The sequence below is a fragment of the Streptomyces sp. SGAir0957 genome (genome assembly GCF_043523415.1).
In genome coordinates, this window is the sequence record NZ_CP027293.1 from 1,238,479 (window position 1) to 1,250,499 (window position 12,021).

General features: G+C 71.9%; 11 protein-coding genes. 7 read left to right on the forward strand and 4 right to left on the reverse strand.

Translation table 11 applies throughout. The annotated features are described in order from the left end of the window. Position 1 precedes the first annotated feature (1 nt). Together C1N81_RS10955 and C1N81_RS10960 are read left to right on the forward strand one after the other, a co-directional pair. Positions 2 to 1,291: a TRAP transporter large permease gene (locus C1N81_RS10955; protein ID WP_394428583.1), complete on the forward strand. Its 1,290-nt coding sequence runs from the start codon at positions 2 to 4 to the stop codon at positions 1,289 to 1,291. A 37-nt stretch (positions 1,292 to 1,328) separates the two neighbouring features. Beyond that, a complete protein-coding gene (locus C1N81_RS10960) occupies positions 1,329 to 2,333 on the forward strand; it encodes a twin-arginine translocation signal domain-containing protein (RefSeq protein WP_394428584.1) in 1,005 nt (334 codons plus the stop codon). 6 nt (positions 2,334 to 2,339) lie between these two features. On the opposite strand, the gene C1N81_RS10965 is transcribed toward C1N81_RS10960, so the two are convergent. Both C1N81_RS10965 and C1N81_RS10970 read right to left on the reverse strand, forming a co-directional pair. After that, the gene (locus C1N81_RS10965) at positions 2,340 to 3,611 is read right to left on the reverse strand and encodes a phosphatase PAP2 family protein (RefSeq protein ID WP_394437852.1); all 1,272 of its coding nucleotides are present in this window, start codon (positions 3,609 to 3,611) and stop codon (positions 2,340 to 2,342) included. Between the two features lie 145 nt (positions 3,612 to 3,756). Continuing rightward, complete coding sequence (locus C1N81_RS10970) at positions 3,757 to 5,256, reverse strand: SulP family inorganic anion transporter (protein WP_394428585.1); 1,500 nt, start codon at positions 5,254 to 5,256, stop codon at positions 3,757 to 3,759. A gap of 122 nt (positions 5,257 to 5,378) precedes the next feature. On the opposite strand from C1N81_RS10970, the gene C1N81_RS10975 reads away from it, so the two are divergent. Then, positions 5,379 to 5,810: a MerR family transcriptional regulator gene (locus C1N81_RS10975; RefSeq protein WP_394428586.1), complete on the forward strand. Its 432-nt coding sequence runs from the start codon at positions 5,379 to 5,381 to the stop codon at positions 5,808 to 5,810. A gap of 9 nt (positions 5,811 to 5,819) precedes the next feature. After that, positions 5,820 to 6,431, forward strand: coding sequence for a chemotaxis protein CheB (locus C1N81_RS10980; RefSeq protein WP_394428587.1), 612 nt, complete (start codon positions 5,820 to 5,822; stop codon positions 6,429 to 6,431). On the opposite strand, the gene C1N81_RS10985 is transcribed toward C1N81_RS10980, so the two are convergent. Then, positions 6,422 to 6,667: a DUF6479 family protein gene (locus tag C1N81_RS10985; protein ID WP_394428588.1), complete on the reverse strand. Its 246-nt coding sequence runs from the start codon at positions 6,665 to 6,667 to the stop codon at positions 6,422 to 6,424. The two genes, C1N81_RS10980 and C1N81_RS10985, sit on opposite strands and share 10 nt — an antisense overlap. Positions 6,668 to 6,786: 119 nt before the next feature. On the opposite strand from C1N81_RS10985, the gene C1N81_RS10990 reads away from it, so the two are divergent. Together C1N81_RS10990 and C1N81_RS10995 are read left to right on the forward strand one after the other, a co-directional pair. Beyond that, the gene (locus tag C1N81_RS10990) at positions 6,787 to 8,118 is read left to right on the forward strand and encodes an APC family permease (protein WP_394428589.1); all 1,332 of its coding nucleotides are present in this window, start codon (positions 6,787 to 6,789) and stop codon (positions 8,116 to 8,118) included. 103 nt (positions 8,119 to 8,221) lie between these two features. Then, positions 8,222 to 10,498 (forward strand): catalase, encoded by a 2,277-nt coding sequence (locus C1N81_RS10995; RefSeq protein WP_394428590.1) that lies wholly within the window; start codon positions 8,222 to 8,224, stop codon positions 10,496 to 10,498. A gap of 81 nt (positions 10,499 to 10,579) precedes the next feature. Here C1N81_RS10995 and C1N81_RS11000 read toward each other — a convergent pair whose 3' ends face one another. Then, on the reverse strand, positions 10,580 to 10,906 hold the full coding sequence (locus tag C1N81_RS11000; RefSeq protein ID WP_394428591.1) for a plasmid stabilization protein: 327 nt from the start codon (positions 10,904 to 10,906) through the stop codon (positions 10,580 to 10,582). A 276-nt stretch (positions 10,907 to 11,182) separates the two neighbouring features. On the opposite strand from C1N81_RS11000, the gene C1N81_RS11005 reads away from it, so the two are divergent. After that, the gene (locus C1N81_RS11005; RefSeq protein ID WP_394428592.1) at positions 11,183 to 11,989 is read left to right on the forward strand and encodes a VOC family protein; all 807 of its coding nucleotides are present in this window, start codon (positions 11,183 to 11,185) and stop codon (positions 11,987 to 11,989) included. Positions 11,990 to 12,021 lie beyond the last annotated feature (32 nt).

Sequence of the window (12,021 nt, forward strand, 5' to 3'; positions counted from 1 at the left end):
CATGGGTGTCGTCATCCTGCTCGTCATGGCGGCGGGAGTCGCCGCCATGCTCAGCCGCAAGCTGCCCACCGCGTTCGCGCTCGTACTGCTCGCCGTCGTCATCGCGTTCGTCTCGGGCGCGCCGCTGACCGGCGAGAACAGTGTGCTCGACACGGTGCTCCAGGAGGGCGCGCCCGCGCTCGCCGCGACGATGATCGCCATTCTGCTCGGCTCGTGGCTCGGCAAGCTCCTGGAGGAGACCGGTATCGCGGGCACCCTCGTCCGCAAGATCGTCGAGTTCGGCGGCGACCGGCCGGTGGTCGTCGCGCTCGGTGTCCTCGCGGTGTCCGCGCTGGTCGGCACGGTGACGGGCTCGGCGCCCGCGGCGATGCTCGCCGGGCTCATCGGCATCCCCGCGATGATCGCGGTCGGCATCCCTAAGGTGACGGCCGCGGGCACGATCCTGATGGGCATCGCGGTCGGCATCCCCTTCGAGCTGCCGGTGTGGCAGTTCTTCTCCACCGCCCTCGAACTGCCCGTCGACACGGTGCGCGGCTTCATGGTCAAGCTGTTCCCGTTCGCGCTGGTCGCGGCGGTCGCGTACGTCCTGGTGGAGTCGCGGCGGCGGGGCGTGGAGCACACCTGGTCGCTGAAGTCGGTGCAGGAGAAGCCGCCGGGCGCGCGGAACCGCCGTCAGCTCCTCGGCGACGCCCCCTGGTACGCGCTGCTCACCCCGGTGGTCCCGCTCGTCCTGGCGCTCGGCCTCGAACTGGCCATCATCCCCTCGCTCCTCGCGGGTGTGCTCTACGCCCTCGTGACGACCACGCGGCCGCGCGACATGAACCGGCGGCTGCTGCGCACCCTGTACGGCGGCTTCGAGGTGGCGGCCCCGCCCCTCACTTTGTTCGTCGCGATCGGCGTGCTGCTCGCCGCGGTGAAGCTGCCCGGCGCGGTCGACGCGCTCGAACCGCTCGTCAAGGCGGTCAGTCCGCAGAACGCGGTCCTGTTCGTCCTCGTCTTCACCCTCCTCGTGCCGCTGTGCCTGTACCGGGGCCCGCTGAACGTCTTCGGCCTCGGCGCGGGCATCGCCGGCGTCCTCATCGCCACCGGCATCTACCCGGCCGTCGCCGTCCTCGGCATGGCCACCTCGTACAACCAGGTCTTCGGCGTCGCCGACCCGACCAGCACCCAGACGGTGTGGAGCGCGCAGTACGCGGGCGTCTCCCCGCAGCAGGTGATGGTCAGGACGCTGCCCTATGTGTGGGCGGTGGCGCTGGGCGGCCTGTGCGTCACGGCCGCGACCTGCCTCTGATCCCGCACCGCACGATCACCGACCCCAGGAGCCTGTCATGCATGAGCCGCAGTCCGGCCTCGACCGTCGTACGTTCCTGCGCGCCACCGCCGTCTCGGGCGCCGCGCTCGCCGTCGGCGGCGTCCCGGCCCCGTCCGCGTCGGCCGCCCCCGGCGGCTTCCCGGACTACACCTACGTCCGTACGCTGCTCACGCCGGACCAGCTGAAGTACAACCCGACGGGCGAGATCATCTTCCCGACGATGCGCGGCGTCTACGACAAGCTGGCGTCACCGCTCGGCCGCTACTACCTCTACTACGCGCCGCACGACGCGCCCGGCGGCATCTGCCTCGCGTACGGCGACTCCCTCGAAGGCCCCTTCACCGAGTACCCGGCGAACCCGATCGTGTCGAACAAGTGGGACCCGCACTACTCGGTCAGCCACGTCTCCTCGCCGCACGTGCTGTGGCGGGACGACCTGAAGGAGTTCTGGCTGTACTTCCACGGCGAGAACACCACGACGCGGCTCGCCCGCTCCAAGGACGGCGTCCACTTCACCTACGACAAGGTCGTCCTGTCGACGTCGATGATGCCGTCCGGCACGACGGAGACGTCCTACGCCCGCGTCTTCCTGCACGACCTGCCCGCGCGCGGGGCGCACTACGTGATGCTGTTCATGCTGAACAACACGAGCAACCACCGGGACATCTGCTGGGGCTGGTCGGCCGACGGGCGGTCCTGGACGTTCGACCAGACGCCGCTCGTGCGCCACTCCGACGTCGGCGCGGTGAACGTCGGCGGGCCGCACCTGCTCACCCGAGGCGGCTCCGCGTACGTCGTCTACAACAAGGACAAGGAGAGCGGCGGCGACCTCATGATCACCGAGGTGGGCGCGGACTTCTCGCTCCGCAAGCACCTGGGCGTCTTCTACGACTCCCGTTCCGGGGCACCGGAGAACGGCCGCGCCGCCGCCCCCTCGTTCGGCACGATGGGCGGGGTGCCGTACATGGTGTACGAGGCGGGCGAGCGGCTGTCCGGGGCGATCGCGGTGGCGCGGGGGTAGCGGCGCTCACGCCTGCGCGAGCTGGGGCTCCGGGAGCGGGGCGGGGGCGGCCTCGGGCTGCCACCGCCTGGTGGTGCGGGCGTATTCGTAGATCACGGAGCCCATGGCGAGCAGGAGCAGCGGGCCGAAGAGCCAGCGGTGCTCGGCCATCTGCAGCGGCAGGTAGCGGTAGGCCGCCAGGAGCAGGGCGAAGACGGCCGTGCCGTGGCAGATCAGGCGGACGGCGTCGGCGTCCCAGCCGCGCTCGAACGCCCGCATGGCCGCCTCGATGGTGAGGGCGAAGACGACACCGGCGACGAGGTCCACGCCGTAGTGGTAGCCGAAGCCGAGGGTCGCGGTGAGCGTGGCGACGAGCCAGAAGGTGCCGGCGTACCGCAGCCAGCGGGCCCCCTTGCGGGAGTGGATGAAGATCGTGACGGCCCAGGCGGTGTGCAGGCTGGGCATGCAGTTGCGCGGGGTGATGCCGTCGAACGGGACGGGGTGCGGGGCGGCGATCGCCGTCGCCGTGTGGGGCCACAGCTCGGCGACGGCCCATTGTCCGCCGTCGGCGCCGTAGGCGAAGACCGGGCCGACCACCGGGAAGATCATGTAGATGGCGGGGCCGACCAGGCCGATGACCAGGAAGGTCCGCACGAGGTGGTGGCCCGGGAAGCGGCGCTCGGTCCCCACGTGGCGCAGCTGGTACAGGGCGATGATGGCCGCCGCGAGCGGGAGCTGCCCGTAGACGGCGTGCAGGATGCCCTCGCCGACCGGGCCCGTCGCGTCGACGAACTGCCCGACGAGCCAGGACGGGTTGCCGAGGGCGTGGTCGGCGGTGGCCACGTACGGGTCGAGGACGTTCGGGCGCTCCTTGGACGTGATGAGCAGCCAGGTGTCGCCGGTCTTGTGCCCGGCGATGAGGAGGAGGCCGAGGCCGGCGCCCTTGAGGAGCAGGGTCCGCTCGGCTCCCGTGCGGCGGGTGACGGCGAGTACGGCGCAGCCGATGATCACCCACAGCGCGCCGTTGCCGAACTCGACGCGGGCGCCCGCCAGCCACCGGACGAGGAGGAGGACGAGGTCGATGCCGACGGCGGCGCCGACCGCGATGAACCGCTGCCGCCAGGTGAGCACCACCAGCATCAGCGCCATTCCGGCGTAGAGCAGCGGCCCCGACTCGGGAGCGAAGATCACTTCGCGTGCCTGGTGGGTGATCGGGCCCGCCATGCCGTAGCGGCGGGCGGCGATCTCCAGGGCGACGAGGAAGACGAGGGTCGCCGCCCCCGCCGCGCCCCACAGCAGGACCCGCGGCCGCTGCCACCAGGACGGCGAGGTGGTGTCTTCGGGGCGCGAGGATATGTGCGGGGTGCTCGTGTTCACGTAACTGGCCGTCTGGTGAGAGGTGGCTTGGCGTCGCCTGTGCGACCGATCATGTTATCCGAGCGGTTCAGTGGCCCCCGCCGAGCGTGCCGCTGAGGGTTTTGTGCAGGTCGGCGCTGGGTGCGTTGAGGCCGACGATCTCGACGCTCTTGCCGCGCTGGGCGTACTTGGTCTCGATGGCGTCGAGCGCCGCGACCGAGGAGGCGTCCCAGATGTGGGTCGCGGAGAGGTCGATGACGACCTTGTCCGGATCGGCCGCGTAGTCGAACTGTGTCACCAGGTCGTTGGACGAGGCGAAGAACAGCTCGCCGGTGACCGCGTAGACGATCCGGTCGCCGTCCGGGTCGCGGACCGGGGTGACCTGGGCGAGGTGGGCGACGCGGCGGGCGAAGATCACCATGGCGGTGACCGAGCCGACGACCACGCCGACGGCGAGGTTGGACGTGGCGACCACGAGGGCGACGGTGATCACCATGACGGCGATCTCGCCCGCGGGCATCCGCTTCAGCGTCCTCGGCGCGACGGAGTGCCAGTCGAACGTCGCGAAGCAGACCATCACCATCACCGCGACGAGCGCGGCCATCGGGATGTCGGAGACGACCGGGCCGAAGACGACGCAGAGCACCATCAGGAAGACGCCCGCGAGGAAGGTGGAGAGCCGGGTCCGCGCCCCGGAGACCCGTACGTTGATCATCGTCTGGCCGATCATGGCGCAGCCGCCCATGCCGCCGAAGAACCCGGTGACGATGTTGGCGATGCCCTGCCCGATCGACTCGCGGGTCTTGTTGGAGCGGGTGTCGGTGATGTCGTCGACGAGCTGCGCGGTCATCAGCGACTCCATGAGCCCGACGAGCGCCATGGCGAGCGCGTACGGGGCGACGGTGGTCAGCGTGGACAGGGTGAACGGCACGTCGGGCAGGCCCGGCACCGGCAGCGAGGAGGGCAGCTCGCCCTTGTCGCCGACGGTCGGCACGGAGATCCCGGCGGCGACGGTGATCACGGTGAGGACGACGATCGAGACGAGCGGCGCCGGGACCACCTTGGTGACCTTGGGGAAGAACACCATGAGCAGCAGACCGCCGACGATCAGCGGATAGACGGCCCAGGGCACGTCGCGCATCTCCGGGACCTGCGCCATGAAGATCAGGATGGCGAGGGCGTTGACGAACCCGACCATCACCGAGCGCGGCACGAACCGCATCAGCTTCGCGACGCCGAGTGCGCCGAGCACGATCTGGAAGACCCCGGCGAGGATCACGGCCGCGACGAGGTAGCCGAAGCCGTGCTCACGGTTGAGCGGCGCGATCACCAGGGCGACGGCGCCGGTGGCGGCGGAGATCATCGCGCGCCGCCCGCCGACGACCGAGATCGTCACGGCCATGGTGAACGCGGCGAAGAGGCCGATCGCCGGGTCGACGCCCGCGATGATGGAGAAGGAGATCGCCTCGGGGATCAGCGCGAGCCCGACGACGAGACCGGCGAGCACCTCGGTGCGCCACACCTTCGGGTCGGAGAGCCAGTCGGGCTTGAGGGCGCGCAGGCGCGCGGCGGCAACGGCGGAGGACAAGGGAAGCGGCTACCCGTCGGGTCGGGCACGCCCGGCGACAGCGGGGCGTGCGGGAAGAGCACAGAACTCTACCCTAACGTTAGAGTAGGGTTCGGGCGAACACGACGAGGAGAGGCAGGCGCGTGAGCGGCGGGCACATGCAGATCGGCGAGGTCGCCGCACGGACCGAGCTGTCCCTGCGCACCATCCGGCACTACGAGGAAACCGGCCTGGTCATCCCCTCCGCCCGCTCCCGGGGCGGCTTCCGGCTCTACACCGAGGACGACGTCGCCCGGCTCATGGTGATCCGCCGCATGAAACCGCTCGGCTTCGCCCTCGACGAGATGCGCGACCTCCTCGCGGTCACCGACCGGCTCGACGCCGCCGACGGCCCCACCGGCGCCGAGCACGAGCAACTGCTCGCCCGCGTAAGGGAGTTCGAGCGGGCGACCCTGGACCGGATCGCGGACCTGCGCACCCAGCTGGCCCGCGCCGAGGAGTTCGCGGGGACACTGGCCCGTTTCCACCGCTCACCCGGGGCGGCCGAGCCGTGCCGGGACGGGGAGGCGCGTTAGTCTGCCCAGGTGCAGACAGGCTCGTGGGAGAAGACCGGTGCCCCGTACGAGGCCGTCCTCATCGCGTCGTCCGCGGGCGGCGTCCAGGGTCTCGGCATCCTCCTGCGCGGCCTCGACCCCGCGCTACCGGTGCCGGTCCTGATCGCCCAGCACCTCAACCGGGCCCGCGAGACGAGCATCGTCGCCATCCTGTCCCGCGTCACCCCCCTCGGGGTCAAGCTCGCCGAGGACGGGGAGCGCCCGCGCCCCGCGACGATCCACATCGCCCCGCCCGACCGGCACCTGTGTGTGCGCGGCGACGGCACGCTCGCCCTCACCCGCGAGGAGCGGGTCAACTTCGCCCGCCCCGCCGCCGACCCGCTCTTCGAGTCGGCGGCCGAGGCGCTCGGGCCGCTCGTCGGCTGCGTCCTCACGGGTTCCGACAGCGACGGCGCGCGCGGCATCGAGGCGGTCAAGGCGCGCGGCGGGACGGTCCTGGTGCAGGACCCGCAGACCGCCGACTTCCTCGGCATGCCGAAGTCCGCCATCGGCACGGGCAAGGTCGATCACGTCCTCACCCTGGAGGAGATGGGGCCGGCCATCAACCGCCTGACGCACCGCCCCACCCGCCGTCACCGGTGAGGATGGCCCTGGTCGGGGTCGTCCCCGGGGGTCTGCCAGGTGGTGCCGCGCTGCGCCTCCGCGCCCTCGACGGGCGTCCCCGGCGCGGGCCTGCTGGGCTGGGTCCTGCGGGCCGCGCGGCGGCGCCCGCTGATGAACATGGCGAGCAGGCCGAGGACCACGACGAGGCCGACGACGATGAACACGAGTGAGCCACCGCCCTCGGCGGCCAGAACGATTCGGCTGTGAGTGTGCATGCCGCTCCTGTACCCCGTTCCGCGCCGAAACCGCACACCGACGTTGATCGTTTCGTGTGGCCGCCGCCGGGAAACGGGCGCAGGGTGATCACCATGGACGTACGTGATGAGGCCCAGCGGTGACGGCCCCGGCCGGCTCGTCCACCGGCGCGGCGCAAGGCGGCGGGCTGAAGAAGACCCTGACGACACCGCTGCTCTACTTCTTCATCCTCGGGGACGTGCTCGGGGCGGGCGTCTACGTCCTCGTCGGGCAGGTCGCCGCCAAATCGGGCGGCGCCGTGTGGGTGCCGCTCGTCCTCGCGCTCCTGCTGTCCCTGCTCACGGCCGCCTCGTACGCCGAACTGGCCACCAAGTACCCGAGGGCCGGGGGCGCCTCGCACTACACGACGCTCGCCTACGGTCCCTTCGCCGGGTTCCTCGCGGGGTTCTGCATGCTGGCCGCCGGGATCGTCTCGGTGGCCGCGCTGGCCCGGGGGTTCGCCGGTGACTATCTGACGGCCTTCGTCAGCCTGCCCGTCGTCCTGGTGGCCGCCGTCTTCCTGTGCGCCCTCGCGCTGCTCAACGCGCGCGGGATCAGCGAGTCCACCCGTGCCAACGTCGCCGCGACCGTCATCGAGGTGGGCGGCCTGCTCCTCGTGGTCGCCCTCGGCGTGGTCCTCTTCGTGCGCGGGGACGGTGACGCGGGACGGCTCGTCCAACTCGGTACCCCCGGGACGGGCGCCGCCGCCGGTGTCCTGAGCGCGACCGTGCTCGCCTACTACTCCTTCGTCGGCTTCGAGACCTCCGTCAACGTCGCCGAGGAGACCCGCGATCCGCGCCGTTCCTATCCGCGCGCGCTCTTCGGCGCCCTGATCACGGCGGGCGCCGTCTACGCCCTCGTCGGGATCGTCGCCTCGGCCGCCGTCCCCACCGACACCCTCGCCCACTCCAGCGGGCCGCTGCTCGAAGTGGTGAAGGAGGCGGGCGGGGTGCCGCCGAAGCTGTTCAGCGCCATCGCGCTCGTCGCCGTCGCCAACGGCGCGCTGCTCACCGGCATCATGAGTTCACGGCTCGCCTTCGGCATGGCGCGGGACGGCCTGCTGCCGCGCGTCCTCACCCAGGTCCTGCCCGGCCGCGGCACCCCCTGGGTCGCGATCGCCGTCACGACGCTGCTGTCCTTCCTCCTCGCCCTCACCGGCGACGTGGAGACCCTCGCCTCCACGCTCGTCCTGCTGCTGCTCGTGGTGTTCTTCCTCGTCAACACGGCCGTGCTCGTGCTGCGCCGCGAAACCTCGACGCCGCCGCACTTTCGCGCGTGGACGGTGATCCCCGTCCTCGGCGCCGCCTCCTGCGTGGTCCTGGCCACGCGGATCGAGGGCGAGGTGTGGCTCCGGGGCCTGATCGTCCTGGCGGTCGGCGTGGTCCTGGGGTGTGTCGCGGCCCTGCACCGGCGCCGGGCGAAAGCTAACTGAACAGCCCCGTGCGATACGTACGGATTCGGGTACCCCTGTTCCGTTCGCCCCACGACGGCCGCCTCCGCACCACACGCGCGGCGCAATCGAAGGAGAGACTGAGATGGACGACGGCCACCCCTTCCGGGACGCGGCGGAGAAGGTCAAGGAGACCGTGACCGGCGCGACGGCCCCCGAAGGCCCGGAGGACGGCGTCCCCGGCAAGCCCGGCGTCGAGTCGCCGACGCTCGCCGAGCCCACCGAGCCCCGCGCGCCCCTGCCGCCCAAAGCCGACCAGAGCGGTCCCCGGCCGACCAGCCCCACCGGCGCGCCGTCCCGCGACAGCCAGGACGCCGTCGCCCAGCAGGACGCGTTCCTCACCACCGCGCAGGGCGACCGCCTCTACGACACGGACCACTCGCTGAAGGCGGGCCCGCGCGGCCCTGTCCTCCTCCAGGACCACCACCTCCGGGAGAAGATCACCCACTTCGACCACGAGCGGATCCCGGAGCGGGTCGTCCACGCGCGCGGCGCCGCCGCCCACGGGGTGTTCAAGGGGTACGGCAACGCGGCGAACGTCACCAAGGCCGCGTTCCTCGGCAAGGACGTCGAGACCGATGTCTTCGTCCGGTTCTCCACCGTCCTCGGCTCGCGCGGCTCGGCGGACACGGTCCGTGACACCCGCGGCTTCGCGACGAAGTTCTACACCTCCGAGGGCACCTTCGACCTCGTCGGCAACAACATCCCGGTCTTCTTCATCCAGGACGCCATCAAGTTCCCGGACATCATCCACGCGGGCAAGCCGCACCCGGACCGGGAGATCCCGCAGGCGCAGAGCGCGCACGACACGTTCTGGGACTTCGTCACCCTGCACACCGAGGCCACGCACCACACGCTGTGGAACATGTCCGACCGGGGCATCCCCCGCTCCTACCGGATGATGGAGGGCTTCGGCGTCCACACGTTCCGCCTGGAGAACGCGGCCGGTGAGACGACGCTGGTGAAGTTCCACTGGAAGCCGAAGCTCGGCGTGCACTCCCTCGTCTGGGAGGAGGCACAGATCGCGGGCGGCGTCGACCCCGACTTCCACCGCCGCGACCTCGCCGACGCGATCGAGGCGGGCGCCCACCCGCAGTGGGAGCTGGGCATCCAGACCTTCCCCGACACCCCCGAGCAGACCTTCGAGGGCATCGACCTGCTCGACTCGACGAAGATCGTGCCGGAGGAGCTGGCCCCGGTGCAGCCGATCGGCCTGCTCACCCTCGACCGCAACCCCTCCAACTACTTCGCCGAGACCGAGCAGGTCGCCTTCCACCTCGGCCACCTCGTCCCCGGCATCGACGTCACCGACGACCCGCTGTTCCAGGGCCGCCTCTTCTCCTACCTGGACACCCAGATCAGCCGGCTCGGCGGCCCCAACTTCGGCCAGCTGCCCATCAACCGGCCGCACGCCCCCGTCAACGACATGCTCCGCGACGGCATGCACCAGACGGCCGTGCACCGCGGCGTCGCCCCGTACCACCCCAACTCGCTCGACGGGGGCTGCCCGTTCCTGGCGGGCGCGGCCGACGGAGCCGACATCGAGGTCCCGGCCGCACTGCCCGCGTCCCGCAAGGTCCGGGAGGCGCCCGCCTCCTACGACGACCACTTCAGCCAGGCCCGGCTGTTCTGGCTGAGCATGACACCGCCCGAGCGCGAACACATCGTCAACGCCTACTCCTTCGAGCTCGGCAAGTGCTACGAGCAGGCCGTCAAGGAGCGCGGCCTGCAGGTCCTCGCCAACATCGACGCGGAGCTGTGCGCGCAGGTCGCCGCCTCGCTCGGGCTGCCCGCGCCCGCGCCGACCGAGCCGCTGCGGGACCCGCGGCCGAGCCCCGCGCTCTCCCAGATCGGCCAGGAGTGGCCGACGGACGGCCGGCTCATCGGCATCGTGACCGACGGGACGGGCGACCTCGACGGGGTGCGTGCGGTCCGCCGGACCCTGCTCGACGGCGGGATGGTGCCGCTCGTCATCGCTCCGGCGGGCGGCAAGCTCGACGCGGACGGCGACCCCGTCACGGTCCAGCGGACGTTCGCCACGGCCCGCTCCATCGAGTTCGACGCGCTCCTCGTGGTCGGGGTGCCCGCCGCGGGCGCCGACGCCATCCCGGCGCGGGACGCCAAGGCGGACAGCGCCACCGCCGACCTCGACCCGCGCGTGCGGCTCCTCCTGGAGGAGGCGTACCGCCACGGCAAGGCCATCGGCGGCTGGGCGGGCGCCGAGCAGACCATCGAGGCCGCGGGCCTGCCCACCACCGACCCCGGCATCGTGCTCGGCGACAGCGGCCCCGCCGTCCTCACCCGGATGAAGGAACTGCTCGCCAAGCACCGCGTCTGGGAGCGGTTCGGCACCACAGTGTGACACCAGCGCCATGACAGGGGCCGGGCCCCGCGGATCGCGTTCCGCGGGGCCCGGCCCCTGTGCGCTGCGTGCCGTGGCGCCTCAGCGGCCGACGGCCTTCGCCAGCTGCTCCTTGTTCATGGAGGACCGGCCCTCGACGTTCTTCTTCTTCGCCTCTTCGTACAGCTGGTCCCTCGTCGGCCCCTGGGCCCCCTGGTGGGAGCGCTCGCCGCCGCGCTGCGGCGCGGACTTCTTGTCCCGGGTCGAGACCTTGCTCGCCTGCTTCGACTCGCCGGAGCGGGCCCGCTCCTTGTTCACCGTGCGGGCCGCGATCTCCTTCGCGCGCCCCTCGGAGGTGCCGTGCTTCTCCGCGCCCTCCTTGATGTGCTCGTACTGGCGCTCACGCTTCGGGCTGGAACCTCGGGGCATGGATGTTCTCCTTCCGGACCGGGCGCGGCACTCTCGTCCGCCCCGCTCTGCGATGACCTCCGCGTACCCTCCGGCGGGTGTCCCACCCGGGCCCGGATTACTCCCATCCCACGTGGGGCGCGGCGAAGGTGCGAGCGGGCGGTGACCGAAAGGATGAGCCTGAGGGCGCCCGGCGGGCCGCCAGTGTCTAATGGAGGGGGTCCGGGCAGCCGTGGGCGGGGCGCCGGTGACCGGGACAAGGGCGGGGGCCTCCTTCGACCTCGGAACGGTACGCACATGAGCAGCGAGAACACACCCGTGAGCGAGACCCCGGCCAGCAGGTCGGTGTTCGGCGCCCCCTGCTGGGTCAGCCTTTCCACGTACGACCTGCGGGTCGCGGAGGACTTCTACAGCACCGTGCTCGGCTGGGAGTGGCACACCGGGGCGATGGGCGAGCAGTACCGCTTCGCGAGCGTCAACGGGGTGCCGGTGGCGGGTGTGTCCGAGGCCAAGAGCATGGGGCAGACGTCCGTCGCCTGGACCCCGTTCTTCGCCGCGTCCAGCGCCAACGAGACGGTGGCCCGCAGCCATGAGCGCGGCGGGACCACGGCGGTCGGGCCGATCTCCTTCCCGCCCGGCCGTGCCGCGCTGCTCGCCGACCGCGACGGGGCGGTCTTCGGCATCTGGGAGGGCGCGCTGGTCGCGGGCTGGGAGGAGTGGCGCCGCGCCGCCCCCGCCTTCGTGGCGCTCTACACCCGCAACGCGTTCGACGCGGCGATCTTCTACGGCGAGGTGCTCGGCTGGGCCTCCGACGCCCCCAACTCCTGCGACGTGCAGTACGAGGACGAGGAGGTCGTGCTGCGCAGCCGGGGCGACATCGTGGCCCGTATCCACTCCGGGGCGGTGGAGGCCGCGCCCGACCCGTCGATCCGCCCGCGCTGGCAGGTGCACTTCTCGGTCCCCGACGTCCAGGCGTGCGCCGAGGCGGCCCGCGCCCGGGGCGGCAGCGTCCTGCGGATGGCCGAGGACGGCACGGAGGCGGTGCTGTGCGACCCCGACGGGGCACGGTTCGCCGTCAACGTGGACTGGCGTCCGGCCCGCTGAGCCGGGCCGCGGGCGCCTGCGCCGGCGCCGGC